Source organism: Nostoc sp. (assembly GCF_036917395.1).
Taxonomy (GTDB): Bacteria; Cyanobacteriota; Cyanobacteriia; order Cyanobacteriales; family Nostocaceae; genus Nostoc.
On sequence record NZ_JBALDI010000067.1, the window covers coordinates 98,902 to 124,729 of the forward strand.

Sequence of the window (25,828 nt, forward strand, 5' to 3'; positions counted from 1 at the left end):
CTGTGTGGGGGCGCAGTCAAGCTTTAGCAATGCTAAGTGTTGGAAGGAATCGAAGGATTATACGATGCCAAACGGCATATGGGGATTCCCATAATTAGAAATTGCAAGCTGATCGCTTACCTTGACTCTGTTCATAGATTTGAACGTGCGGTGCGGTACTAACCGTGTTAAATTCATAGCTGAAATTTTTGAAGTAGCTGCATAATCCTATTTCTATAACAGGGCTTTTTCTCCTGCCAAAGTTTTTGCAACACAACCCGCAAAATTAAGCCTATTATGAGATACTGATTACACGATGAAATGCTGCAAAAGCAGCATATAGTCAGCAACAAACAGCATGTAAGTTGTGACATGATTTGCAATTTTGATTGGTATTAACAAACCAAAAGATAATATTTGAAAATGGATCAGAACCTATGTTGAGACAGCGACTCTGGGCATCAGTAAAGCCGCTTCAAAGAGGCATTGCAGCGTGTAGCTTCTTTGCAATTGTCTGTACAACAGCCACGTTTGAGCCCGCTTCAGCCCAAACTACAGGAGTTTCCACCACCGTAACTCCAATTAGAAAGGCTCCCTATAGCAAAGTGTTTTTCACTGGAACCGTCTATGCCGTGAAAGACCATGACTTTAAGTCTGACAATCCTTCGATGGGATTCTCAACCGTCTGGTTCAAAAAACCAAGCGAAAATAGTTTGCAACTTAACGTGCGGTATTGTTTGCCGCAAGATTCAGTTGCTCAAGCAGGTGCTCAACTTACCCAGATGGTTCTTGGAAATAATAACCAACCCTTGGTGACGATTAATCAGCGGGTCAAAACCACTCCAACCACCCTAAGAGTACTTCGCCCTGGCTACTACTCCTACGCTGAGGGGATAGACGATGATTTATGGGATGATGGCTTTTTATACCAAGACTTGGATCTTTCTTGGGGGGGAGATCCTGATGGCCTTGGTTTCTCTACACCAGTCTATGTCCCTCCCATTAGCTGCAGTGTAGGCACTAGCCGATTTAACATCTCTCAACTTACAACTGCGATCGCCCAATTACCACTTAAAACATTGCAAGTAACGTTGGTATTTAGTAATGGTGAAACTAGTAACTGGAAGTTAGGCGACAAAACGGTAAAAGCGCTCAAGGAGTTGATAGCAATTTCTAATCAATTGCCGAGCTCCCCTAAATCGTCTTCAGCTAAGTGAGTGGAACTCTGGCACAAATTGAATTACTGTTCAAGCCTAATTCTTCACATGAACTGGAAACAGGCCAAATCCAATAATTTTAGGCAAAAGATTGCCTATAAATGGCAGTTGTAGGAGCATTGAAGGCTTGGACATCTGGCGATCACTAATGCACTCTTGATGATATGTTGCTGCATCGATGACTGGAACAGCACGAGCACGTTTTGCTAACCCTGTAGGAATCGTTGACCGAGGCAATAACCCAGTTAAGATGTCTTGTTGCTCGCTTGAACCTATCCCACTATTCTAAAAATTCCCAATTCTTGCAGTAAAATGTGCCTGAAAATCTTGATTTTTCGTTTTTAGTTCTCAATTAACTTAAGCTTTTTAGCATAAATAGCCCTTATAAACTAGAGATTTGGGTGTCATAGACTGAATCGCAGCATAAAGCTTAGACCGTAACACTGGGTCTTTTCTAACTACACCACAATCTCTAAAATAAGTACGAACACTAAAAAGCGCTGCTTCATACTCTGGTAGTCCCCAAATTACTTGGCGCTCAATTCGCAGATAAAGCTGGGGACACTGCGGATCAAAGTTTCTACCTTGCCATTGGCTAACTGACACACCAGGCGGCGATTCTGGATGGTGGTTAAGGCGGGTGTCGGTACTCAAACCCCAAGCAAAGCGCACCATTGGTTTGTGGGTAATCATTGTATTAGCGATCGCATCCCCTCGCCGATTAATTTTTTCCATACCTGCCACAGGTGCATGTATCGTAGTAAAGTTCTTTACCAATTTTTTCCTCAGCTAACCAGTGGTTAGGATAGCAGAGATGAACTGCACTCAGCCAGTTTTTACCATCAGCAGAACGGCAGATAATTGTCAGGTCTTCTTGTACCTGCGTTGCAAGTGCATCAAGAGTAGAGGCGTAAGCTGGAACAACTGAACTACCCTCAACTTGCTGTAATTGCAATGCATCTAAATAGAGGGTTTCTTTGGTAAGTTGGCTGTGGAATTTCAGGGTGTTATCTATTGACTAATTTCTTTCCACCCATGCATACCTGCTATACCTTTTGTAACCCATTCGATCGCAATTGGGGGAGCTTCTGATATCAAAATGCTAGGATAAACTGCTGCACCCCAGTCGGGATGCACTAGCACACGGCATTGATTTTTAATCACTGGATAGTTGAGCAAAGCTTTGACAACTGCTGTGTCATCGTGGGGAATTGCTCCAGGATGAGACAGTAAAGGATAGCCTGTACGAGGGTCGATCAGGTCTGTTAAATAGCCACGATCGCGCAGATTAAATGCTAAATCGCAGCCAAATCTCATAAACTTTTCTCGCAGGCGTTCTTTCTCTGTCTCTACTTCTGCCGTCCTTTCTACTAGTTGATAACGCGATTGCTGTAAGACAATCACTACTCGTAAAAATGGCTGTCGTTTCCAATCTGGTAATATCCGTTCGCAGTTGGCACAGATATATTGACTGGGAGCATGAATTGAAATTTGAACCGCTTGTCCCCTTTCGTCAACTAAATTAATGGGACAGGCTTGCTCCGAAGTGTAAACTCTGGGATAGTTCACTAAATTGGTTCGGTTTTGGCAAATTTTTTAATTTAATCTACGGTATAGATGATAACTCTTAAAAGTTCCAAAAAATCATCAATTTTCTTTAATATATTACTTTTTTTGGAAGCAGTTGTTAATAATTTGAGAATTTTAATCCGAATTTTATCCTTCATTAACCTCTTCTAATGGGATTTGCTGCGATCGCTGTAGGTATTGGCATAGATGCAGCGTGTCGTAGACAAGCGATGCCTACAACGGGCTACGCCTACACTCTTAAAATATGTTCGAGCAAAACCTCAAAAATGACTTCTATCTCAGACGATTCGCAGTCAAAACCATAATATCTAACTGTCAACAAAGCTGGATTAAGCAGGCATCTGGTAAAGCAAAGCGCGTCGAAGTTTCGCTCAAAAGACAAAGGTAATCTTATCTGCTTAGAAAAAGTTAAACTTTTAGCCTACTTTCCATAGCAGCCAATTAGGGACTTCCAAGTAAAAAAATATCCCAAAACTAACACACAAATCTTCTATATTTCTCTTCTCTCTGGGTTCTCTGCGCCTCCGTGGTTCGTTTATTTGGATAATTTATTTCTTGGAAATCCCTTAATTGAGTTTTAAAGAATTCACCGGCACTTCATCCCAACAATCGACTGTCCGCAATTGCGCTACCCAACCTGCTGCCTTTTGCGTCTCGGTCAAATTATTCTTAAAGGAATCATGACAATCTTTGGCTTGAGATTCATTACAAGTGGCAATACAGGCATGAATCATCCCAGACGGATCAATTTGCTCATTTACCCAAATAGTCATAGAGTACTCCTTCAAAAACTTTAGCGAAAAAAGCTATTCGTTATTTTAGAACACTATTAGAGTCGAAAATTATAGAGCAAAATCGGTAACAAGTAGTGAACTAATCCCAATTACCGATTACTAATTTACATTACCCAGTTTCGCTTCATCCTCAATGATGGCGTAGAGTAATGTACCACAACACCATTTCCCTTTTATGAGATATACCCTAACGGTAAATAGAGATACATAGGATGAGCAAGCCTAATTTTCATGCAATGATTCAGAAAGAGTTACATGATTACGTTCTTGCTCATCGAGAAGATCAAGAAGCCTTCTACTTATGTAGATAAGCTGCATGTCGAAGGTCATTGGATTGAAATGCCACCGTTAGAGTCAAAACAGGATTTAGAAAATTATCCTCAGTTCATTGAGCGTATTCGCAGCAGTTCTGAGCCACGAGATGAAGCAGTTTAAGGTTGCATTGCAGTTACAGCAGCTTTTGGGCTATCCTCAGTTTGGCCGATCGCGATCGCATATTCCTCTGAATTTCCTCTTCTGATGCAATAATCGGCTTTTTTGTCAAGACCTTTAACAAAGGTGAATTTCTTAAACCATGCTTCACCGGACGGTCTTCCAGACTGTGAAAACTGATAATCGCAATTCTGCCACCAGGGACAAGGGCATTTGGTGCTTTATCCAAAAAGGTTTCTAAAGATTTTAACTCATCGTTGACGACAATTCGCAAAGCTTGAAAAACACGGGTAGCGGGGTGAATTCTTCCATAACGGTATTTCGGGGGAACTGAAGAAGCGATCGCTTCAGCCAATTCAACAGTCGTGTGCAACGGCCGGCGTTCGACAATGCGTCTCGCAATGCGCCGCGATAATCTTTCCTCACCGTACTTAAAGAAAATATCTGCTAAATCCGCTTCATCCCAATTATTGATCACATCAGCAGCAGTTAGCGATCGCCCTCGATCCATTCGCATATCCAGATTTGCAGCTTGGCGAAAGCTGAAACCCCGTTCCGGCTGATCTAAATGGTAAGAACTCACCCCTAAATCGGCTAAAATACCATCGAAAGTGTTAGGGGTAAACTCGTAGTTGGCAAAATTGCTATAAATAAATTGTACGCGAGCCTCCTTCTCCTGTCGGAGACGCTGCGCGAACGGAGGAGCTTCGCTAACGCCAAACTCTGCCAATTCTTTCCTCGCTGCTGCTAAAGCATCCTCATCCTGGTCAATTGCCGTTACCCGCACATCCGCCCCAGCTTCTAAAATCAGGCGACTGTGACCACCACCGCCTACCGTCACATCTAAATAATGCCCACCCGGACGCACCGCCAAACCTTCAATTACCTCCCGACCCAAAACGGGAATGTGAGAAAAATCTTGCACCTCAAGTCCCTGATATCGAGCTTCCATATAATAATTGAAGAAGTGCAACAAAATGAAACATCAAGTAAAATCCCTCCTCTGTCACTCCCTTTCCAACATACCCCTGTATGGGCAATACATCTAGACGCCCTAAAGGTAGTTTTCCTAAAAGTATTGCTCCTGCAAGCTTAATTTTGGCTTGGCAGACTAGATAAATCAGGCCTGGTTGGCATTTTGGCGGTTCAATTCAAAATTTTGCCTTCAGCACGCTACACGAACACAACAGGAGAACACGAAATCTATGACTAGACTAGAAACCCGCACTGAACCGATGGTGCTAAATATGGGGCCACACCACCCCTCAATGCATGGGGTTCTGCGGTTAATCATGACTCTGGATGGCGAGGATGTCGTTGACTGTGAACCAGTTATCGGCTATTTACACCGGGGAATGGAAAAAATTGCTGAGAACCGCACTAATGTCATGTACGTTCCCTACGTTAGTCGGTGGGACTACGCTGCGGGAATGTTCAACGAAGCCGTTACCGTCAACGCCCCAGAAAAACTTGCAGGTGTCGCTGTCCCCAAACGCGCCAGCTACATCCGCGTCATTATGCTGGAGTTGAACCGTATCGCTAACCACTTGCTGTGGTTTGGCCCCTTCCTAGCTGACGTGGGCGCTCAAACTCCCTTCTTCTACCAGTTTCGGGAACGGGAGATGATTTATGATTTGTGGGAAGCCGCCACAGGTTATCGGATGGTGAATAATAACTACTTCCGCGTTGGTGGAGTAGCAGCCGATTTGCCCTATGGTTGGGTAGATAAGTGCCTGGAATTCTGCGACCACTTAATACCCAAAGTTGACGAGTACGAACGCTTAGTAACCGATAACCCCATCTTCCGGCGACGTGTTGAGGGTCTTGGCACTATCACCCGTGAAGAAGCAATTAACTGGGGACTTTCTGGCCCAATGTTACGCGCATCTGGCGTGCAATGGGATCTGCGGAAAGTTGACCATTACGAATGCTACGACGATTTTGACTGGGATGTGCAGTGGGAAACTGCCGGTGATTGCTTTGCCCGTTACGTGGTACGGATGCGGGAAATGCGCGAATCTGTGAAGATTATTCGCCAAGCAATTAAAGGACTTCCTGGCGGCCCTTACGAAAATCTGGAAGCCAAGCGTTTAGCCGCAGGTAAAAAATCAGAGTGGGACGCATTTGATTACCAATTCATCGGCAAAAAAGTTTCCCCCACTTTCAAGATTCCTAAGGGTGAAATCTATGCCCGTGTAGAAAGTGGCAAAGGTGAATTGGGAATTTATTTGGTTGGCGAGGATAATGTCTTCCCTGCACGGTGGAAAATTCGCGCAGCGGATTTCAACAATCTCCAGATTGTCCCTCATTTACTGCGCGGCATGAAGGTTGCAGATATCGTGGTGATTCTCGGCAGTGTTGACGTAATCATGGGATCTGTGGATAGGTAGAAAATATCTATCTAAGTAGTTTTTTAGAGCAGTTGCATAATACAACTGCTCTTTTTTTTATAATTTTTGAAGACGCGATAAATCGCCATTTTTGAAGACGCGATAAATCGCCATTTTTGAAGACGCGATAAATCGCCATTTTTGAAGACGCGATAAATCGCCATTTTTGAAGATGCGATAAATCGTAATTTTTGAAGACGCGATAAATCGTAATTTTTGAAGACGCGATAAATCGCCATTTTTGAAGACGCGATAAATCGTAATTTTTGAAGACGCGATAAATCGTAATTTTTGAAGACGCGATAAATCGTAATTTTTGAAGACGCGATAAATCGCCGTCTCTACAAAGGACTGATTATTGTACAGACGGCGATTTATCGCGTCTCTTGTCTTGCACTCTTTACTAATCTGGCTGGAAAAATTTTTTACTCATATAACATAGGTACGAAATATTTATAGAGTTTTGAGTAATGCCCCGGATTTTTGACAACATCGACTTACAACTGCTACCGATTTTGCGAGAAACTCTCAAAGTCTCTTATCGGGCAGATTTTTGCGTTGGCTACTTCAACCTCAGAGGTTGGCGAAGAATTGATGATTTAATTGAACAGTATGTTGGTAGTGAAAAAGCTTGTTGCCGTTTGCTAATTGGGATGCAAAGTTTGCCGAGTGATGAAGTTCATGCGGCATTTTCCCTTAGTAGTAATGATGGACGGATTGACAACAGTACCATCGTGCGGTTTAAAAAACGCATGGCATCAGAATTTCGCAAGCAGTTGACTATCGGTGCGCCGACTAATCAGGATGAAGCGGGGTTGCGGCGGTTAAGTCATCAGCTAAAAACACAGAAACTAATTATTAAACTGTTTTTGCGCCATCCTCTCCACGCCAAGTTATATCTTGTGCATCGCCATGACCCTAACACTCCCACAGTGGGATTCTTGGGTAGTAGTAATTTAACCCTTCCCGGATTGGCGAAACAAGGGGAGTTGAATGTTGATATTTTAGATCACGATGCTTGCAATAAGCTGCAAAAGTGGTTTAGCGATCGCTGGCAAGATTACGGTTGTGTAGATATTTCCCAAGAACTGGCAGAAATTATTGATCAGAGTTGGGCAAGAGATGAGTTAATCCCACCTTACTACATCTATCTGAAGATAGCTTACCACTTATCCCATGAAGCGATCGCTGGACTTTCAGAATTTCGTATACCCCGCGAATTTAACAATTTGTTTGATTTCCAAAAAGCCGCCGTGCAGCTAGCAGCACGTCATGTAACTAGGCGTGGTGGCGTGTTAGTAGGCGATGTGGTTGGTTTGGGTAAAACCTTAGTTGGAACCGCCCTTGCGAAGATATTACAAGAAGATTGTTTTTTAGAAACACTGATTATTTGCCCAAAAAACTTGGTGCCAATGTGGCAAGAATATGTAAATAACTATCGGCTACTTGCCGAAGTTATGCCAATTAGTCAAGTACAAAATAAATTACCAAAACTCCGGCGTTACCGAGTTGTGTTAATTGATGAAAGTCATAACTTACGTAACCGCGAAGGGAAACGTTATCGAGCAATTACAGAATATATTGCAGCCAACGAAAGTAAATGTATTTTATTATCTGCTACTCCTTACAATAAAAGTTATCTTGACCTTTCTGCCCAACTGCGGCTATTTGTGCCAGAAGACGAAGATTTGGGATTAAGACCAGAAGCTTTAATTAATGAACTTGGTGGCAGTTCGGTAGGAGAATTAGAGTTTATTAGAAAGCATCAATGTTCTGTACGTTCTTTAGCTGCCTTTGAGAAGAGTGAACACCCTGATGACTGGCGAGAATTAATGAAGCGCTACATGGTGCGACGCACTCGCTCTTTTATTAAAGATAATTATGCCCACACAGATGAAACAGGGCGTAAATATTTAGAATTTTATGATAAGAGGCGTTCTTATTTTCCCCAGCGTATACCTCGTAGTATCAAGTTTCCTCTAGAAGATTATAACACTGACTTTTATTCTCGCCTTTACTCTGAATTAGTAGTAGAAGTAATTAATCAACTTAATTTACCTCGTTATGGGCTAGGAAATTACGTTATTGCTAAACACAAACAACCGCCTACAGACACCGAACAACGCTTTATTAATAGTTTATTTCGTGGCGGTAGGAGGTTAATGGGTTTTTCTCGCACTAATTTGTTTAAACGTTTAGAAAGTAGTGGTGTTACTTTTATCCAATCAATTGAACGCCACATTTTACGGAACTTCATTTATTTATATGCCCTAGAGCAAGGGCTTGATATTCCGATTGGAACTCAGGAGGCTGAGTTATTAGATACAAGTAATAATGATGAAGATGCCGATTCTGTAGCAGCAGCTTTGTTTGATACAGAAACAGAAGAAGACGATTCTACTGCTTCACTGCAAGTAGAGAGAGAAGTAACTCCTTTTTCTAATGAAGAAGAGAAGGTATCTAAAACAGAAAAAGTCTTTCGTCAAAGAGCAGAGTCAATTTACCAAGAATATACAACTCGATATCAACGACGATTTAAGTGGTTGCGTTCTACACTTTTTGACATTAAAAAACTGAAACGGGATTTATTAGAAGATGCCAAAGCACTTATTAATGTCCTGCAACAGTGTGGCGAGTGGAATCCTCAAAAAGATGAAAAACTTGCTGCTTTAATCAAACTGTTAACAATAACTCACCCCCAAGATAAAGTACTAATTTTCACCCAGTTTGCCGATACAGTCCGCTACCTTGCAGACAATTTGCAGTCGAGTCATATTACTAATGTGGCAGGAGTGACAGGTCAATCTAAAGACCCTACAGTAATGACGGGAAGATTTAGTCCTGTGAGTAATGGCAAACGGGAGCAAATTTCATCATCAGATGAGTTGCGTATTTTAATAGCCACTGATGTTTTGAGTGAAGGTCATAATTTGCAAGACTGTGCAATTATCGTCAATTGGGATTTACCTTGGGCAATTATTCGCTTAATTCAACGCGCCGGACGAGTAGACCGCATTGGACAAAATGCTGACCAAATTCTCTGTTATTCTTTTTTACCAGCCGAGGGAGTAGAACGGATTATTAATTTGCGGGGACGACTCCGCAAACGACTACAAGAAAATGCTGAAGTGGTAGGAACTGATGAAGCATTTTTTGAAGATGATGATGCACGAGTAATTCTCGACCTCTACAATGAAAAATCTGGAGTTTTAGATGGGGAAGAAGATACAGAAGTTGACTTGACCTCAGAAGCGTTTCAAATTTGGAAAAAAGCCACTGATGGTAATCCGGGTTTGAAAAAAACGATTGAGGAAATGCAAAATGTAGTTTATTCTACCCGCGCCCATACTCCGCAACCTGTGCAACCGCAAGGAGTATTGCTTTATATGAAAACCACTGAGGGAAATGATTCTTTGATTTATGTTGACCGTGATGGAAATAGCGTTACTCAATCACAATTAGCGGTTCTTCGAGTGGCGGCGTGTGAAGAATCCACCCCAGCGATACCCAGAGATAAACAGCATCATGAGTTAGTTAAAAAGGGTGCTGAATTGATTGCTGAAGAAGAGAAAAATGCAGGCGGTCAATTGGGACGACCATCAGGTGCAAGGTTTCGCACTTATGAACGACTTAAGGGTTATGTTCAACAGATGAAAGGAACACTATTTGTCAGCGAAGAACTTTTAAAAGCAATTGATGAGATTTACCGTTATCCTTTGCGACAATCAGCCATTGATACTCTCAACCGCCAACTGAGAAGCGGCATTAATAATCAGCAGTTGGCTGAGTTAGTAGTGGCGCTACGGATGGATGACCGTTTGTGTATTGTGACAGAAGAACTGGAGAAGCGAGAACCTGAGATTATTTGTTCTTTGGGTTTATTCGAGGAGTAGCGGTATGTGTCAGGTGTGTTATGGCGTAGTGTAACGCACCCTACACCCTAAAATACTTAACATTAAATTAGCAAAACCCAATAAAGCTTTGATATTGTTGGGTTTCGTTCCTCAACCCAACCTACGCCTTGCGTAAAATACTGAAATGAGAAAGCAAACTGGGGTTTGAATAAGCAAAAGCTTGTTTTGCTTGCGGAAAACACCAAAATGAGAAAGCAAAAGCTTGTTTTGCTTGTGGAAAACACCAAAATTAGAAAGTAAAAGCTTGTTTTGAAGAAGCAAAAGCTTGTTTTGCTTGTGGAAAACACCAAAATTAGAAAGTAAAAGCTTGTTTTGAAGAAGCAAAAGCTTGTTTTGAAAAAGCATTTCAGTATTTTGAGAAAGCAATCAGGCATTTTGATAAAGAAATTAGGCATTTTCATAAAGAAATCAGCAAAAATACCTGACAATTGAAAGTCACAGATGCACAGAACTAAGTCGGCGTTTAGATAACTCAGGTAATATCCCTGAACCTACTTTGATATAAAGGATTTATAAAGTATAAAAAGCATGGTTAAAATTTAACTCGTATAAAGAGGCTTTTTTCAAGTCTGTCAGCGCAGACTTAATTTTTAGAGTCACAGATTTATTTTCTGAGTGGCAAATTTACTATGCTCTTTTTTTATTCTTTAAGTATGGTAAATTATGTCGCTTAATTTTCAACGAACACGCGATTTACTTTATAACTTCCAATTTAGTATTTTATTTATAGAAGAATTAGGTTGGTCTAAACCTACAAGACAAAAACCTGTAACCTTAAAGATTGAGAATAAGACGTATCAATATCAGAGAATTGCTGAACTTTCAGGAGTTGCAATCTTTGAAATCACTGCAACCGATGGAAAAATACCAGAGGCAAAAGTTAGAGTTGCTATTCATCAAGAAATTACTAAACTAATAGCTGAAAATCTCCTAATTTTTATTACCGAAGAACGCACACGTAGTCTTTGGTATTGGGTTAAACGAGAAGGAAGTAAAAGCTACGTTCGTGACCATTTATATGTGAAAGGTCAACCAGGAGACTTATTTTTAAGCAAGCTTGGTTCTTTAGTTATTGATATTACTGAATTAGAACATGGGGAACCGACTGTTGTTGAAATTGCCTATAAACTACAACGCGGGTTTGATGTTGAGCCAGTAACTAAGAAGTTTTACAAAGAATTTCAAGAGCAACACCAGAAGTTTTTGCTATTTGTTAAAGGAATTGATAATGAGACAGATAGACGTTGGTACACATCGGTAATTCTCAATCGCCTGATGTTTGTTTATTTTCTCCAGCGTAAGGGTTTTATTGATAACGAAGATTTAAATTATCTGCAAAATAAGCTAGAACAAAGCCAGCAAAAAGGTGAAAATTATTTTTATGCGGAATTTCTCAAGGCTTTGTTTTTTGAAAGCTTTGCAAAACCTGAGTTTGAACGCGATTTATCTGTACAAGAATTGGTAGGAAAGGTTAAATACCTGAATGGTGGGCTATTTCTCAAGCATCAGATTGAAGATAAATATGATATTTCTATAGTTGATGAGGCGTTTGAGCAAGTTCTAGATTTATTTGGGCGTTATTCTTGGAATCTGGATGATACGCCGGAAGGTAAAGACGATGAAATAAATCCTGATGTCTTGGGGTATATTTTTGAGAAATATATTAATCAAAAGGCTTTTGGGGCGTATTATACTAGACCGCAGATTACAGAATATCTCTGTGATAGAACTATCCACAAGTTAATTGTAGACCGTGTAAATGATGTGCTGTCTGATAAGTATAAGCGATTTGAAGATATCAATGAACTTCTGATCAAGCTGGATACAAATGTTTGTCGTTCATTAATGGAAGATATTCTTCCTAATTTATCAATTCTTGACCCAGCTTGCGGTTCTGGTGCTTTTCTCGTGGCGGCGATGAAGACGCTAATCCAAGTTTATAGTGCGGTAATTGGGACAATTAAATTGATGGGAGATTCTCCTCTCAAAAAGAAGCTTGAAGATATAGAAAATTCCCATCCATCACTACCTTATTTTATCAAGAAGCGTATTGTTTCTGATAACCTTTATGGTATAGACATCATGGAGGAAGCAACAGAAATTGCTAAATTACGCCTTTTTTTAGCTTTAGTTTCTTCTGCTCACGATGTTGAAGAGTTAGAGCCATTACCTAATATTGATTTTAATATTATGGCTGGTAATTCGTTAATTGGCTTAATTCGGGTAGATGAAACAGCGTTTGATGCAGTCGGAAATTCTCTACAAGGAAATCTATTACAGTCTTTAGCCGCAGATAATTATAAGAAAATTCTTGAAGAAAAAAATAAATCTGTTGATTTGTACAAAAAACACGCTTTTTTACCTAAAGCATTACCCGATACAGATACACCTCAAGATACTCGATTGATACACCTCCGCAAAAATATTGAACAACTCAACAAAAAATCGCAAGAAAAGTTAAATGTTTTGCTGTTGGATGAGTTTAGTAAGCGTTTGGGTATCAAATATGAAGAGGTTCAGTTAACTGGAAAATCACAGAAGCGTGTTTTGAAGGTTGAGGATATTGCAGCTTTGAAGCCGTTTCACTGGGGTTATCACTTTGACAAGGTTTTAGAACGCGGTGGTTTTGATGCAATTATCACTAATCCACCGTGGGAAACTTTTCAGCCTGATGCTAAGGAATTTTGCTCTGAATACAGTGATGTCGTGTCTAAGAAAAAGATGGACATCAAAGATTTTGAGGTTGAACTAAAACGTTTATTGATAGACACAAAAATACAAAAACTATGGTTAAATTATCAAAGCGATTACAACCATCAAAGAGAGTATTTTAGGTTTGCTGAACAGTATAAAAACCAGGTTCCTATAATTAACGGTAAACGTCACGGTAAAGATGTTAATCTTTACAAACTGTTTTTAGAACAATGTTTTAATCTCTTACATCATGGTGGTGGATGTGGCATCGTTATACCTAGTGGTGTTTATACCGACTTAGGATCTAAAAAGCTTCGAGAAATGCTATTTAATGATACTCAAATCACTGGTTTATTCTGCTTTGAAAATCGCAAAACAATTTTTGAAGGTGTTGATAGCCGTTTTAAATTTGTTGTTCTTACTTTTGAAAAAGAAGGCAAAACAGAAAATTTTCCTGCTGCTTTTATGCGCCATGATGTCCAAGAATTGCAAAAGTTCCCAAAAAATGATGGTTTAACAATTAATATTGACTTGGTGCGAAAGCTATCACCTGATTCTCTCTCAGTAATGGAGTTTAAAAATGAGCTTGATTTTCACATTGCTGATAAAATGACCAAGTTCCCATTGCTGGGTGAAAAATTTGAAGATAAATGGAACTTGGAACTACATCGTGAATTTAATATGACTGATGATGCTTTTCTTTTCAAGAAAAAGCCAGAGAAAGGTACATTAGCGCTCTATGAAGGTAAAATGATTCATCAGTTTACCCACTTATATGCTGAACCGAGATATTGGGTGGATGAACAGGAAGCGAGAAAAGCTTTATTAGGAAAAAAGAAAAACGACAATGGTCAATTATTAGACTATCAATCCTATCGGTTTTCATACCGTGCAATAGGAAGGAGTACAGATGCTAGAACTTTGATTGGAACAGTCCTACCCCAAAATGTTTTTTCTGGTAATTCTCTTAATATTGCATCACCAACTCAAGAGAATAAATCTACAGTATTTATTGGTGCTGTGCTAAATAGTTTTTGTGTAGATTTTGCATTACGTCAACAGGTATCTGCAAACATTAATATGTTTTACATCTACCAATTACCCGTCCCACGTTTAACAAAAAACGATCGCAACTTCAACGATATTGTACAACGCGCTGCCAAACTCATCTGCACCACACCAGAATTTGACGAACTCGCGCAAGAAGTCGGTCTAGGTTCCCATCAACAAGGCGTTACCGACGAAACAGAACGCGCTAAACTCCGCGCCGAACTCGATGGAATGGTAGCACACCTTTACGGCTTAACCGAAGATGAATTTAGCTACATCCTCACTACATTTCCGATTGTGAATGCGATCGTTAAAGAAGCAGCATTAGAAGCTTACCGTACCTTTGCCCCAATGTTTGGAAAATCAGAAAAATTAGCATTAATTTAGTAAGGTGATGATAAACTCAAATTGATATCTACTGCACCTTGAAATTTGCAGTAAAACAAATAAGATAAAGCAATGGAACATGAAATCGTCAAAACCATTGCTGCCTTTTTGAATACTCATGGCGCAAGCATGAAGGTTTTTAACCATATTAGCTGATTGGTAGAACGGGTAAAGGCTGATATTGAATTAAAGTCAATCGAGCCTTATCATCAAGATTTTCTCCGCAATTTGCAGATTCGCATCAACTTGGTTGTACCAATTTTGATATTTAGAGGACTATGGGGATTGCTAGTAGCATATCACTGTTAATTGCCTGATTATTAGGTCGCCATCAGATATGGAAATGATGCAAACAGGGGCACAAATAGCAACAGATCGTAACATTCTGGATTAAGCTACTGTGTATTCAAATCGCATACAGTGAAGTAGCAAAGATCCTCGCCAGCACTGATTTTTCTAAGAAGGAGAAATAACTGTGAAATTTGGTTACACGCTCATCTGGGTAGACGATGTAGTTAAGACGGTTGAGTTTTACGAAAAAGCCTTTGGTCTAGTTCGTCGCACTCTCCTGGATAAGGGGCAATCTATCTGGGCTGAAATCGAAACCGGAAACACCACACTAGCTTTCTCCTCTAGTAACGAGGCACATAAATTATTTCCTGGCGGCTTCCATTCCAACGACGCCACACAACCACCGACATTAATCCAGATATCATTTATCACACCTGATGTTGGCAGCGCTTATATGAGAGCAATCGGGGCAGGTGCAAAAACACTAGATGCCCCTAAAACTCAGCCTGGGGGACACACTATTGCTCGTGTCCGCGATCCTAATGGCGTGCTGGTGTCGTTAGTGAGTGGCTAATAGCGATCTATGTGATGCACTGAGCTTTGTGCTAATGCGCCAGCGCGGGATTACAGAGGCATTGTCTACTGATCGGCACTTTGAGCAGGAAGGGTTTATCCGCTTACTACGAGCAGCAGGCTAACACGACAATGGAAAATCAACGCCTAATTTTCTTACTTTGACTTATCCTGAGGATAGGAAAACAACGCTGCCCAAATATTAAAATGCTACTTATTCCTACTGTTACCCCGATTCCCCTTGTAACTGATGCAAATGGCGTTGTTAGGATTAATAAAACTCGCGTCACTTTAGATACTGTCGTTACAGCTTTCCTTGAAGGGGCTACAGCAGAAGAGATCACAGAACAGTACCCATCGCTTCATCTTTGGGATGTCTATTTGGTGATTGGTTATTACTTACGACACCAAGCTGAGGTTGATACGTACCTTCTAGAGCGTCAAAGACTTGCCACGGAGGTTCAACAGGAAGCTGAAAAGCGTTTTAACCCCATTGGGGTGCGCGATCGCCTTTTAGCAAGACGCAACCCACAAGGGTAAATTGCGATGCTGCGTTTCTTGGCTGACGAGAACTTTAACAATCAGATTGTCCGTGGTGTTTTGCGTCGTAACAGTAATGTTGATATTGTCCGTGTTCAGGATGTTGGATTGACTCAAGCAGACGATCCAACCGTCTTGGAATGGGCAGCGCAAAACAGGCGTGTGGTGCTAACTCATGATGTCGCGACTATGACAAATTTTGCATATGAACGATTATAAGCAGGCTTGGCAATGCCTGGGTTATTTGAGATCAGTCGTCGTGTTTCAGTTGGTTTAGCGATCAAGGAAATTTTGTTGCTAGATGAATGTAGCCTAGAAGGGGAATGGGAAGGACAAGTCCGGTTCTTGCCTTTGCGTTAACGATTGGAGGTGAGTAAGTAGGCTGACGTTGGCGTAGCCCGTCGTAGACATCGCGATCGCTTGGGCGAAAATCAACACCAAGTAAACTTCTGCATTAACAAATAGCTGCACTAAACCACTGATTTGAATTTTTACACTTCAGTTAAATTGATTGTGCTGCTGGCAAGCATTTATTTTCTCTACTCCCCAATCTCAAACCTCAAATTTTATGGATTCAAATCCTTTGCTGTGTGCAGCGATCGCTCATCACATTACCACTAGTCCCCAGCAACGAATTACTTTTGCCCAATTCATGGAGATGGTATTATACCATCCTGAACATGGCTACTATTCCAGTGATGCAGTCAAAATTGGCTTTCAGGGTGGTGATTTTTTCACGTCTGCTAACCTCTGTGCTGACTTTGGCGAGTTACTAGCAGAACAATTTTTGCAGATGTGGGAGATTTTAGGAAAACCTGTACCCTTTTCTCTGATAGAAATGGGAGCAGGGCAAGGACTGCTAGCATTGCATATCCTCAAATATCATCAGCTACGCTACCCAGATTTTTTTACTGCACTGGAGTACCTCATTGTTGAAAAGTCCCCAACTTTAAGACAAGAACAGCAGCAACGCTTGCAAGATTTGCCCGTGCGTTGGTGCAATCTAGAGGATATACCATCTAATGCGATCGCAGGCTGCTTTTTTTCTAATGAGTTAGTAGATGCGTTCCCCGTCCATCAATTCATCCTAGAAACGGGAGAACTCCGAGAAATTTATGTGACAACAGACAAGAATGAGAAAGAAACCAATGCCCCATACCCATCATTTGTGGAAGTAACAGGAGAACTTTCAACGCCCCAACTGGCTGAATATTTAGACTTAGTGGAAATCGACTTTAGCCAAAGTGCATACCCAGATGATTACCGTAGTGAAATTAATTTAGCTGCTCTAGACTGGTTGAGTATAGTAGCAGACCGCTTGCAGCGCGGCTATGTGTTAACAATTGATTATGGCTACCCCGCCAGTCGTTACTATAATCCCAGGCGATCGCAAGGAACGCTACAGTGTTATTACCATCACCGTTTCCATGACAACCCTTATATTAATATTGGGCGACAAGATATCACTGCCCATGTTAACTTTACGGCTTTAGAACGCTGGGGCAAGAAGTGCAATTTAAAGAATGTTGGTTTTATCCAGCAAGGATTATTTTTAATGGCGTTGGGGTTAGGCGAACGGCTAAGCCGCGTCTTTGACGAACGCATTGCTGCCCTTTGTGATCAACAGCAACCTCTCTCACAGTTACTACAACGCCGGGACGCACTACACCAGCTTATAGATCCCACAGGACTGGGCGGCTTTGGAGTTTTAGTTCAGAGCAAAGGTCTAGACAAGACAGAAATTTCTCAACCACTAAAAGGATTGACGCTGCCTGAATAAACTTAAAGAAAGATAAGTTAAAACTCTATTTAAGAATGCATTGTCAGTCTGATTTAGACTAGCATAACAGTGATTACTGTAAAGTTAAACACACTACCAAAGTAATAATTATGTCCACTCATGACCTGCTAATGCTAGCAACACTACTTACCCCTGGTATTTTACTTTCAGTGATAATTATGGTGACTTTTGCTGCTGGTGGTTGATTGCCAGAGTTAGAGAATAGAAAGTGGGGAGTAGGAAACTGATATTTGGGATTGTATCTTAAGTCTTAAGTAACTACTTCTCAACTAATTTGAATCAAACAATGCAAAGGCAATGTCCACAATGGGCTGTGACGCTGTATTAAAGGAACGTGAAAAATGAAGGTGGCATTTCTGGGAACTGGACTAATGGGACTGCCAATGGCTCAAAGGTTATTAGCCGCAGATATACAGCTAGTTGCCTACAATCGCACCCCAGAAAAATTAGCGCCACTACAAGCAGCTGGGGCTGAAATTGTCACAAATCCCCGCCACGCCATTCGTGCTGCTGAGTGCATAATCCTCATGCTTACTAATGCCCCGGCCATTTATAATGTGCTGCTTTCAGATACTTCTTGGCAAACTCTGCAAGGGCGCACTATCATCCAAATGGGAACAATTACTCCCACAGAAAGCCAGGAAATTAGAGATGCAGTTGTTGGGGGTGGTGGTGAGTATTTAGAAGCACCCGTATTAGGGAGTATCCCGGAAGCAAAAGCTGGCAAGTTGAGTGTTATGGTAGGGGCAGAGGCAGAACAATATCAACGCCATTTAAAGTTACTCCAAAATTTTGGGACAGAACCTTTACTTATAGGCCCTGTGGGATCTGCGGCGGCGCTCAAATTGGCACTAAATCAACTAATAGCTTCCCTAACAACTAGCTTTGCTCTGAGTCTAGCTTTTATCCAGCGTCAGGGTGTCGATGTGGATGTGTTTATGCAAATATTGCGCGACAGTTCACTCTACGCACCTACTTTTGACAAAAAGCTACAACGGATGTTGGATGGCAATTATGCTGATCCGAATTTCCCCACAAAACACTTGCTCAAAGATACAGAATTGTTTATCTCTGAAGCGAAATCTCAAAGTTTGGATCTTAGCAGTATTAAAGGTGTGCGGCAAATCTTGCAAACAGCCGTGAAAATGTCATTTGCTGATGATGATTACTCATCACTATTTTCTGTAATTAAGGAATGGGGCGAAGCGATGGGGGAATAAATTTTCGTAGGGTAGCACAGCTAGCCGTGTTACCCTAACCCGTGATTTATATACTTGAAAAAGTTGTAGAGACACATTGAGGAAAGTTTCTCCCTATACCCCAGCATCCCTGATATGTACTTTGAAAATGCTGAATTAAAAGGTTTTAACTGAATCGTTAATAAGGATATTACTGCCCATTAGTAGTAGTTGATGGAGGAAATGGTTGAGATTCAGGCTGAGGCTGAGGTGACGGTTGAGGATTGAGAAATTCCTGCCAAGTCTTAATTTGCTCTCGTGCTGCACTGTAAGCAGCACTACCACGGGGAATCGATTTGGCAATCTCAATGCCTTTAGCAATATCAGACTGACCTTGAGAGCGTGCTATTTCTAACAATTGCTGACTCCACTGGTCAATAGCCAGATTTGCATCCATCCGTAAGATGCTATTGTTTGAAACCCGATCTGCCAACCGTATTGCTTCAACCAAGGCTTCTGGCGTGCCAGAAGCCCCCACTTCCTGGGCTTTTTTCCAATTTTCTCTGGTGCGGATTTGCCCTTCCCAGTCATTTATCGCAGCTTGTGCTTCCCTAGAAAGCGCCCTTCCCGACGAGGCAATTTGTTGAGCGGCGCTAATGGCGGCAGTGAGATTTCCACTCTGAGCCAGTTCTTGTGCTTGATCCAAATAGGGTTGGTCTTGAATTCGCTGAATCTTTCCTACCCAAGTACGAATTTTTTTCTGTGCTTCTGGATATAATGCACGATCTCTACGAATTTCGCTCGCTTGGGCGATCGCAGCTTGCAAGGAGTTGATATCATCGAATATTGCTATCTGGTCGGCACGTTCTAAGTAAGGTTGGTCTTCAATTGTCTCAATTTGGGCACTCCAGCGACCTATTTCTTGCCTAGCTTCTGTGGCGCGGGGGTTACTACCAGGGATCAGCTGCACTTGGGCGATCGCTGCTGTTAAATTAGGGACTGTTCCCTGGCTAGCTAATATTCTCGCTTTGTCTAGATGGGCTACATCTTCAATTTCCAACTGCCAACGAGCAATCAGTTGCTGTGCTTCGTTATACACTGGTCTGGAAGGATCAATTTGTTGTGCTTGGGCGATCGCAGCCTCTAAACCAGAAACATTACCGATCCAAGCACTCCTTTTCGCGTCAGCCAAGGCAATAAAGTCATCTGTTTCGCCCTGTAGTTTCGCACTCTCTGGAATTTGTCTAGCAATATTCAGTGCTTCATCCGCGTCCCGCTTGTCTAGTTTTGCCTGTGCCAACTCCAGCATTTTACGTCCAAATGCCGGAATCGCTTCCTGGGCTTTTTGGTGAAGGTAACTTTCCTGCCCAATCGACTCAGCTATCTTGATAGCTTCTAGTAAATTATCGACTACTTTACTAGAAGCTAAGTTTTCAGCTTTTCCTAACTTATCGCCATCTTCCCGCGCTGTGGCAATTAGGCGATTCAATTGGTCGTATTTAGTAGTTGCCCAATATTGATTATCTACGCGCAGCATTTTGGCGGACAGCATGAATGCCGATTGCCAGCGTCGTTCTCGGACTTCGGCGATCGCACCGTTGTATGTGGCTTCTGCTTTTGACCAAATTGATTGCCATTTGCCAATTTGCTCATCGACTAATTTATAAGCTGCTACGTCTTCGGGTATTTTCTCAGCAGTAGTGATCGCTTCCTCTAAATTCCCTGTTTGGAAACTTTGATCAGCTAGCTTCAAAATATCCCGCGACCATTCTTGGATGAAACGATCAATTTCTCCATGCAACGGGTGATTTTGTGGTAGTTGCTTCACCAGAGCGATCGCTTGCAGTAGGTCATTCACTGTCTGTTTAGAAGCCGCCAACTGAGCGCAGTGTATCCGCACAGAAGCACTAGCTAGGGGCCAGAAAATCGATGGGCAATTAGGGGCAGCTGGCAACTTCAGCAGCATTGCCATTGCCAAGAATCCTACACCGCCAGTAATTAACATTAGCAGTACTGACCACCACACCCAGCTTTTCATCCAGCGTGGCCATTTCCCAGGACTTCTACTGACTTGGGTAGTTTTTCCCCGCTTCACTGACTTGGAGCTAGAATCAGTAGCTGGGACATCAAATGGTTGAGTTTCACCGAATTGTTCTGTTCGGGATAATCTTGTGTTTTGATCTGGCTCTCTTGCTTTGCCTGTTGACCAACTGTCTGGAATATCCCGCTCTGTCATCTCTCACACCAAAATAATTGAATAGCGCTCTGTTTTAGGTCGATAATTCCATTGTTGCCATAGTAACTTTCTCGTGATTAAAAAGCTACTTTTTGATTATCTCTCTCCACAGAATACCATTAACAACCTGAAAAATTAGTGCTGTTTTATACTTTATCCTGAAACAGTAGATTCAGCTTGCAAATCGGCAATTAGTTGAGCTAACTGATCACTATTTGCCTGGTAAACGTTGCCGCAAAAGTCGCAAGTTGCTTCAGCACCATTATCTTTAATAATCATATCTTGCAGTTCAGCTTCTCCCAAAATTTTCAGTGCCCCCAAAACACGATCAAAAGAACAACCACAGTGGAAGCGCAGCATTTGTCTTTCAGGAAAGATTGCCAGCCCCATGTCTCCTAGCAAGTCGTTGAAGATTTCAGTCAAAGTCTTCCCAGCTTGCAACAATGGTGTAAATCCTGCTAGACTAGCTACCCGTGATTCCAAGGTTTTTACTAAGGCTTCGTCTCTGGCGGCTTTGGGTAACACTTGTAGGAGTAATCCTCCAGCAGCCGTTACTCCACTTGCTCCCACGAAGACACCTAAAACTAAAGCTGAAGGTGTTTGTTCGGAATTCACCAGATAATGAGCCACATCATCGCCAATTTCGCCAGAAACTAGTTCTACAGTACTAGAATAAGGGTAACCATAACCGATATCCCGCACAACGTAGAGGTAGCCGCCACCCACCGCACCACCAACATCTAGCTTACCTTTGGCATTAGGAGGTAATTCCACAGATGGATTTCCCACATACCCGCGTACTGTTCCATCTAAACGTGCATCTACCAATATGCCACCCAAAGGGCCATCGCCCTTCACCCGAACATTGACCCTCGACCCAGTTCGCTTCATGCTAGAAGCCATCAACAAGCCAGCCGCCATAGTCCGACCCAGTGCTGCCGTTGCCACATAGGAAAGCTTATGCCGCCCCCGTGCTTCTTCTGTTAAACGTGTGGTTACCACACCTACAGCACGAATCCCACCTTCGGCTGCTGTTGCACGAATTAACTGATCCGCCATGAAAAACCTTACATTTCTTAACAGTTCACTTTTTCTATTCTAAGTTCTCTGCTGGTAGAAAAGTGACACCATAATAACTAGTGATTGTATTTGCAATATTAGAAATAGCGATGTCTCACCTTTAGGTAATCCTATAAAAATGCTGGGTAATTTTCAACAAAGCCAACTGCGGATCGAAATAGAAGCACCAACAGATGCAATTCGTGACAGTCTGCTGCATCCGGTGCAACTAGAAAAATGGCTCTTAGGGCAACGCTTTGCGCCAGGAATGCCAGAACAACTGCTTCCCGGATTCCAGTTTACTACCTGGACTGGGCCAGTCTCGATTCATCATCAAGTAGACGTTGTAAAATCCAACTGTCTCCGTTTGCTACTAAGTGGAGGCATTGACGGGTTTCATGAATGGTACTGGGGAGAAGGTTGGGTACAATCCCGCTTGGAAGGAATTTCAATTTTGCCCTTGAATTTGGGTCAAACCCTGAGTTTGTTAAGCTTGCGTCAGTTTTTGGCAACTCAAGGGCGTTGAATTGACTGGACGTGAAGGGATTGGGCATGAGGTATTGGGCATTGCTTGTTCTTTGCGTCCTTGTGCCCCCAATCCCCAGTTTTCTCATTGGGTACAATCCCGCTTAAAAGTAATTTCAATTTTGCCCTTGAATTTGGCTCAAACCCTGAGTTTGTTAAGCTTGTGTCAGTTTTTGGCAACTCAAAGACGTTGAATCGATTGAACGTGTAGACAAAGAGGATTCTTCTTTGTCTATGTCTCCATGCCTATTCTCAATCAGCCTACAAATCTGTCAGCAGCCTTGCTTTTCTCAAAATAAATGTTAGAACAGTCTCTTCTTTAGAAATAATGTCGGCTGTAACTTCCATACCAGGTTGAATGGCATAAGATTGATTGCCCTTAATCAGATAAAATCTGTCCGGCTGGATTGTAATCTCGTAGTAAGGTGCAGCAGGTATATTACTGTTAGATTGAGGTATAATCACATCGGCAGTAATACCTCTAACAGCACCATTGAGTATGCCATAATCGGGGTACGGATAGGCAGAAAGCCGCATTTGGACTTTCCCTTGAGTACATTTTGTGACTTGTATAACTTTACATACTTTTACCTTAGTAATATCAGAAGCGGCAACACGGGCTTTGATCACTAGAGGAGCATTATTAGGGGCAATTTGAGCGATCACATCCCCAGCCTTCACAACTTGCCCAGTATTTCTTAATTCCAGTCTCAGAATAGTACCTCCCTCTGAAGTTCGAATTACAGTTTTTTGCAGTTCCGTGAAGACTCGTTTAAGTTCTTGTTGAGCGTTGCTAGTTTGGTTTTGGATTTCTATTTGACGCCTGATGATTTCTTGTCTGTCTTTGTTCAATGCCGCCAATGTAGATTTACCCTTTGTCAATTCCTGGGCAATGCGTTCTTGGGCGATCGCCACAGTCGCATCACTGGGATTGAGTCCAATTTTGCTACGTTCTAATCTAGCAAGTGCAGCTTTAAAATCTTGTTCTTTTTCCGAAATTTCGGCAGCAGTGACTGCTTCAGTCTTAGCTAGCCCCTTATATCGGTCCAGTTTATCCTTAGCTGACGCCACAAAGGCTTGTGCTTCGTCCACTTCTGTCTGACTTGTAATTCCCCTGTCTCGATAGTCCCGTTGGTTACGACTCAAGTCTGCTTTTGCAGATGTGACCGCCTGTTGCATTGCATTGGACTCAGCAGTGACTTGAGTTTCTAAGGCTTTTAGTTGTCCATTGATCTGCGATCGCTGTAACTGATTTTGCTGAATATTTCCGAGTATTTCCTCTTTTCTACTTTCTAATTCGGAGTTGTCGATCACTGCGATCGCATCTCCCTTTTTTACAACCTGATTTTCCTTCACCTTGATGCTTCTGATTGTTCCCTCAGCTGATGCTTGCACTACCCGTATTTCTCCGGTTGGGCGGACGGTAGCGTCAGCTTTCACTATTATGTTGTATTTAAAGACACTAGCAAGGCTGAAGGCAGCGCCAATACTTCCAATTAAAAATATCCCTCCCAACCTTGTCCATATGCTGATTGGCGGAAGATATTCGTCGTTTTCGACTAGGCGGATAAAGTCTGGTTGGGGGTCAATAAACATAGATGCTAAAAAACATTTTGCTTGTGTAAATAATCTAGCAAAAAAATCTACCTAGCCTTAGCGTGACGACCAAAATTTAGGTATATCCAAAAAATAAAAGCTCTCTTCCGTTTCAATCATCTTTTTGGCAAAATTCCCATAATTTTGGCGTTTTTCCGCTGGAGGCAGAAAGCAACGGCTTTTACTTTTATTACTGATAAGTGCCTTACTTGGATATAGTTAGTATGTAAATACAAGGTTTGTATACAGTTAAGTCTAAATAATAATTAGTGCATTTTAGTTAAAACACCAAATCTTTTGTTGTTGCAGCGCCAAGGTAAAACCACGATCTTGATTAGCCACCGTCCTAGAGTAATCAACCGTGCTGATTGGATCGTGGTACTAAATCAAGGCAAGTTACAAATTCAGGGGACTGTGGAAGATTTGCGATCGCAACCCGGTGACCATTTATATTTTCTCAACCCTTAAATTATTTTTAATCTTATACTTAACTCGCTTGGCTCGATAGTCTACGGTTTTTGTTGATTCGCTGACGACTTCTACCAGCAACAAAGGAGGTGATTCGTTGAGTTCAATAACTGCTTCTCGGTTTCTTAACTCCCGCCACTAAGGCAATTGAATCACAACGACATCTGGAATTCTCGATGTATCCCATCTGCCAGCACGGGGGAACGAACACCGATAACCATTTGTTTAGAAGTCCAATCCAACTTTAGCCAATTTTTACCTTGGCTTTACCACCAACACCGAACAATTAGCCTCTTCCACAACTTGACTGCTAACAGAACCTTGGACAATTCGCTTCATCCCAATCAACCCACGACTGCCAATTATAATCAAGTCAGTTTTGTGAATATTGGCAAGGCGAATAATCTCTTCGGCAGGATCACCAGTTACCAGTTCTAACTCACAAATGACTGATAACTTTTCCTGATATGATTGCAATTGTTTTTCAATATGAAAATAAGAAAATGTTGGGGACTCTGGCTGAGGACGATCAGCGGGTAGTTCCATCTCTGAGTCTGGCGTGGGAAACACATGACACAGAATAACCTTGGCATCTTTTGACAACGCCAAATTATCTAAAGTCTGAATTACTCGTTCTGCAATTTCCGAACCGTCCAGAGCTACCAAAATATTCTTTAGCACCGCTCTCGTCTCCTAAAAAGTAGACCCCTTACATAAGTATCTAGCAAAACTTGTTGCCAGCTACACTAAATTAATTTCTCATCTGCCTACTTCGTTTATATATTCGAGGCTGCGTCATAGGTCGGTTTAACCCACTTTGATGTTAGTGCATTGTAGCAACAAGGGGATGGTAACTCTCCTCTGAACTGTTCACTGGCTTACTATGCAGGTAACTCCTTCCTTAATAAGCCACTGGATTAGGTGGGCAATGCCTAACTTGTAGACGCCCGCCAAAAGGCTTAAAGCAAGGTAGCAAGTGGCGTGCGTAGACGCCAAGCGGTGAGCCAGCGCAGCGGTAGCGTTAGCGTTAGCGAGGAACGAGCGTCACCCGGAGGGCTTGTCGTCAGACATTGCTGTCCAAACTTTTATTTGGAACCTATCGAGTGACTTTTGC

General features: G+C 41.9%; 22 protein-coding genes and 1 pseudogene. 15 read left to right on the forward strand and 8 right to left on the reverse strand.

The window, feature by feature from the left end:
• The first annotated feature begins 416 nt into the window (after positions 1-416).
• A complete protein-coding gene (locus tag V7K46_RS22890; protein ID WP_335117107.1) occupies positions 417-1,196 on the forward strand; it encodes a hypothetical protein in 780 nt (259 codons plus the stop codon).
• 366 nt (positions 1,197-1,562) lie between these two features.
• On the opposite strand, the pseudogene V7K46_RS22895 reads toward V7K46_RS22890, so the two are convergent.
• The 3 genes and pseudogenes from V7K46_RS22895 to V7K46_RS22905 all read right to left on the reverse strand — a co-directional run.
• Positions 1,563-2,199: pseudogene (locus V7K46_RS22895) on the reverse strand (heme-dependent oxidative N-demethylase family protein); the annotation flags it as partial.
• 8 nt (positions 2,200-2,207) lie between these two features.
• Positions 2,208-2,765, reverse strand: coding sequence for a methylmalonic aciduria and homocystinuria type D protein (locus V7K46_RS22900; RefSeq protein WP_335117109.1), 558 nt, complete (start codon positions 2,763-2,765; stop codon positions 2,208-2,210).
• Between the two features lie 587 nt (positions 2,766-3,352).
• Complete coding sequence (locus tag V7K46_RS22905) at positions 3,353-3,559, reverse strand: glycogen debranching protein (protein ID WP_335117111.1); 207 nt, start codon at positions 3,557-3,559, stop codon at positions 3,353-3,355.
• Between the two features lie 257 nt (positions 3,560-3,816).
• On the opposite strand from V7K46_RS22905, the gene V7K46_RS32165 reads away from it, so the two are divergent.
• Positions 3,817-3,891: a DUF6887 family protein gene (locus V7K46_RS32165; protein ID WP_442939867.1), complete on the forward strand. Its 75-nt coding sequence runs from the start codon at positions 3,817-3,819 to the stop codon at positions 3,889-3,891.
• Between the two features lie 137 nt (positions 3,892-4,028).
• On the opposite strand, the gene rsmH is transcribed toward V7K46_RS32165, so the two are convergent.
• The gene (rsmH, locus tag V7K46_RS22915) at positions 4,029-4,964 is read right to left on the reverse strand and encodes a 16S rRNA (cytosine(1402)-N(4))-methyltransferase RsmH (protein WP_335117113.1); all 936 of its coding nucleotides are present in this window, start codon (positions 4,962-4,964) and stop codon (positions 4,029-4,031) included.
• Between the two features lie 253 nt (positions 4,965-5,217).
• Here rsmH and V7K46_RS22920 point away from each other — a divergent pair, with 253 nt between their 5' ends.
• The 10 genes from V7K46_RS22920 (at position 5,218) to V7K46_RS22965 (ending at position 18,872) form a co-directional block, all read left to right on the forward strand.
• Positions 5,218-6,402: an NAD(P)H-quinone oxidoreductase subunit H gene (locus tag V7K46_RS22920; RefSeq protein ID WP_335117116.1), complete on the forward strand. Its 1,185-nt coding sequence runs from the start codon at positions 5,218-5,220 to the stop codon at positions 6,400-6,402.
• Between the two features lie 470 nt (positions 6,403-6,872).
• Positions 6,873-10,295 (forward strand): helicase-related protein, encoded by a 3,423-nt coding sequence (locus tag V7K46_RS22925; RefSeq protein ID WP_335117118.1) that lies wholly within the window; start codon positions 6,873-6,875, stop codon positions 10,293-10,295.
• 684 nt (positions 10,296-10,979) lie between these two features.
• Positions 10,980-14,447, forward strand: coding sequence for an Eco57I restriction-modification methylase domain-containing protein (locus V7K46_RS22930; protein WP_335117120.1), 3,468 nt, complete (start codon positions 10,980-10,982; stop codon positions 14,445-14,447).
• Between the two features lie 475 nt (positions 14,448-14,922).
• Positions 14,923-15,312 carry a VOC family protein gene (locus V7K46_RS22935; RefSeq protein WP_335117122.1) on the forward strand — a complete coding sequence of 130 codons (390 nt, stop codon included), beginning with the start codon at positions 14,923-14,925 and terminating at the stop codon, positions 15,310-15,312.
• Complete coding sequence (locus V7K46_RS22940; protein WP_335117124.1) at positions 15,305-15,436, forward strand: hypothetical protein; 132 nt, start codon at positions 15,305-15,307, stop codon at positions 15,434-15,436. The genes V7K46_RS22935 and V7K46_RS22940 overlap by 8 nt, the downstream gene beginning before the upstream one ends.
• Positions 15,437-15,518: 82 nt before the next feature.
• Positions 15,519-15,851 carry a DUF433 domain-containing protein gene (locus V7K46_RS22945; protein WP_335117125.1) on the forward strand — a complete coding sequence of 111 codons (333 nt, stop codon included), beginning with the start codon at positions 15,519-15,521 and terminating at the stop codon, positions 15,849-15,851.
• Positions 15,852-15,857: 6 nt separating this feature from the next.
• Positions 15,858-16,070 (forward strand): DUF5615 family PIN-like protein, encoded by a 213-nt coding sequence (locus tag V7K46_RS22950; protein ID WP_335117127.1) that lies wholly within the window; start codon positions 15,858-15,860, stop codon positions 16,068-16,070.
• 12 nt (positions 16,071-16,082) lie between these two features.
• Positions 16,083-16,211, forward strand: a complete 129-nt coding sequence (locus tag V7K46_RS22955; protein WP_335117129.1) for a hypothetical protein — start codon at positions 16,083-16,085, stop codon at positions 16,209-16,211.
• Between the two features lie 208 nt (positions 16,212-16,419).
• Complete coding sequence (locus tag V7K46_RS22960; RefSeq protein ID WP_335117131.1) at positions 16,420-17,631, forward strand: class I SAM-dependent methyltransferase; 1,212 nt, start codon at positions 16,420-16,422, stop codon at positions 17,629-17,631.
• A 362-nt stretch (positions 17,632-17,993) separates the two neighbouring features.
• A complete protein-coding gene (locus tag V7K46_RS22965; protein ID WP_335117133.1) occupies positions 17,994-18,872 on the forward strand; it encodes an NAD(P)-dependent oxidoreductase in 879 nt (292 codons plus the stop codon).
• A gap of 169 nt (positions 18,873-19,041) precedes the next feature.
• Here V7K46_RS22965 and V7K46_RS22970 read toward each other — a convergent pair whose 3' ends face one another.
• Both V7K46_RS22970 and hslO read right to left on the reverse strand, forming a co-directional pair.
• Positions 19,042-21,066 carry a chromosome segregation ATPase gene (locus V7K46_RS22970; protein ID WP_335117135.1) on the reverse strand — a complete coding sequence of 675 codons (2,025 nt, stop codon included), beginning with the start codon at positions 21,064-21,066 and terminating at the stop codon, positions 19,042-19,044.
• Positions 21,067-21,219: 153 nt separating this feature from the next.
• On the reverse strand, positions 21,220-22,125 hold the full coding sequence (hslO, locus tag V7K46_RS22975; protein ID WP_335117137.1) for an Hsp33 family molecular chaperone HslO: 906 nt from the start codon (positions 22,123-22,125) through the stop codon (positions 21,220-21,222).
• A gap of 139 nt (positions 22,126-22,264) precedes the next feature.
• Here hslO and V7K46_RS22980 point away from each other — a divergent pair, with 139 nt between their 5' ends.
• Together V7K46_RS22980 and V7K46_RS22985 are read left to right on the forward strand one after the other, a co-directional pair.
• Positions 22,265-22,651: a hypothetical protein gene (locus tag V7K46_RS22980; RefSeq protein ID WP_335117139.1), complete on the forward strand. Its 387-nt coding sequence runs from the start codon at positions 22,265-22,267 to the stop codon at positions 22,649-22,651.
• Between the two features lies 1 nt (position 22,652).
• Positions 22,653-22,844: a hypothetical protein gene (locus V7K46_RS22985; RefSeq protein WP_335117184.1), complete on the forward strand. Its 192-nt coding sequence runs from the start codon at positions 22,653-22,655 to the stop codon at positions 22,842-22,844.
• Between the two features lie 67 nt (positions 22,845-22,911).
• Here the strand turns inward: V7K46_RS22985 and V7K46_RS22990 are convergent, their stop codons facing one another.
• Positions 22,912-24,246 (reverse strand): HlyD family secretion protein, encoded by a 1,335-nt coding sequence (locus V7K46_RS22990; RefSeq protein WP_335117141.1) that lies wholly within the window; start codon positions 24,244-24,246, stop codon positions 22,912-22,914.
• Between the two features lie 300 nt (positions 24,247-24,546).
• Here V7K46_RS22990 and V7K46_RS22995 point away from each other — a divergent pair, with 300 nt between their 5' ends.
• Positions 24,547-24,714, forward strand: coding sequence for a hypothetical protein (locus tag V7K46_RS22995; RefSeq protein ID WP_335117186.1), 168 nt, complete (start codon positions 24,547-24,549; stop codon positions 24,712-24,714).
• Between the two features lie 255 nt (positions 24,715-24,969).
• Here the strand turns inward: V7K46_RS22995 and V7K46_RS23000 are convergent, their stop codons facing one another.
• Complete coding sequence (locus V7K46_RS23000; protein ID WP_335117143.1) at positions 24,970-25,395, reverse strand: universal stress protein; 426 nt, start codon at positions 25,393-25,395, stop codon at positions 24,970-24,972.
• Positions 25,396-25,828: the final 433 nt, after the last annotated feature.

Excerpts from the sequence above, each read along its gene's own strand:
- hslO (WP_335117137.1), bottom strand. The coding sequence starts at position 22,125 with ATGGCGGATCAGTTAATTCGTGCAACAGCAGCCGAAGGTGGGATTCGT.
- V7K46_RS22960 (WP_335117131.1), top strand. The coding sequence starts at position 16,420 with ATGGATTCAAATCCTTTGCTGTGTGCAGCGATCGCTCATCACATTACC.
- V7K46_RS22950 (WP_335117127.1), top strand. The coding sequence starts at position 15,858 with ATGCTGCGTTTCTTGGCTGACGAGAACTTTAACAATCAGATTGTCCGT.
- V7K46_RS22925 (WP_335117118.1), top strand. The coding sequence starts at position 6,873 with ATGCCCCGGATTTTTGACAACATCGACTTACAACTGCTACCGATTTTG.
- V7K46_RS22990 (WP_335117141.1), bottom strand. The coding sequence starts at position 24,246 with ATGTTTATTGACCCCCAACCAGACTTTATCCGCCTAGTCGAAAACGAC.
- V7K46_RS22965 (WP_335117133.1), top strand. The coding sequence starts at position 17,994 with ATGAAGGTGGCATTTCTGGGAACTGGACTAATGGGACTGCCAATGGCT.
- rsmH (WP_335117113.1), bottom strand. The coding sequence starts at position 4,964 with ATGGAAGCTCGATATCAGGGACTTGAGGTGCAAGATTTTTCTCACATT.
- V7K46_RS22970 (WP_335117135.1), bottom strand. The coding sequence starts at position 21,066 with ATGACAGAGCGGGATATTCCAGACAGTTGGTCAACAGGCAAAGCAAGA.
- V7K46_RS22945 (WP_335117125.1), top strand. The coding sequence starts at position 15,519 with ATGCTACTTATTCCTACTGTTACCCCGATTCCCCTTGTAACTGATGCA.
- V7K46_RS22930 (WP_335117120.1), top strand. The coding sequence starts at position 10,980 with ATGTCGCTTAATTTTCAACGAACACGCGATTTACTTTATAACTTCCAA.
- V7K46_RS22890 (WP_335117107.1), top strand. The coding sequence starts at position 417 with ATGTTGAGACAGCGACTCTGGGCATCAGTAAAGCCGCTTCAAAGAGGC.
- V7K46_RS22955 (WP_335117129.1), top strand. The coding sequence starts at position 16,083 with ATGCCTGGGTTATTTGAGATCAGTCGTCGTGTTTCAGTTGGTTTAGCG.
- V7K46_RS22980 (WP_335117139.1), top strand. The coding sequence starts at position 22,265 with ATGCTGGGTAATTTTCAACAAAGCCAACTGCGGATCGAAATAGAAGCA.
- V7K46_RS22905 (WP_335117111.1), bottom strand. The coding sequence starts at position 3,559 with ATGACTATTTGGGTAAATGAGCAAATTGATCCGTCTGGGATGATTCAT.
- V7K46_RS22920 (WP_335117116.1), top strand. The coding sequence starts at position 5,218 with ATGACTAGACTAGAAACCCGCACTGAACCGATGGTGCTAAATATGGGG.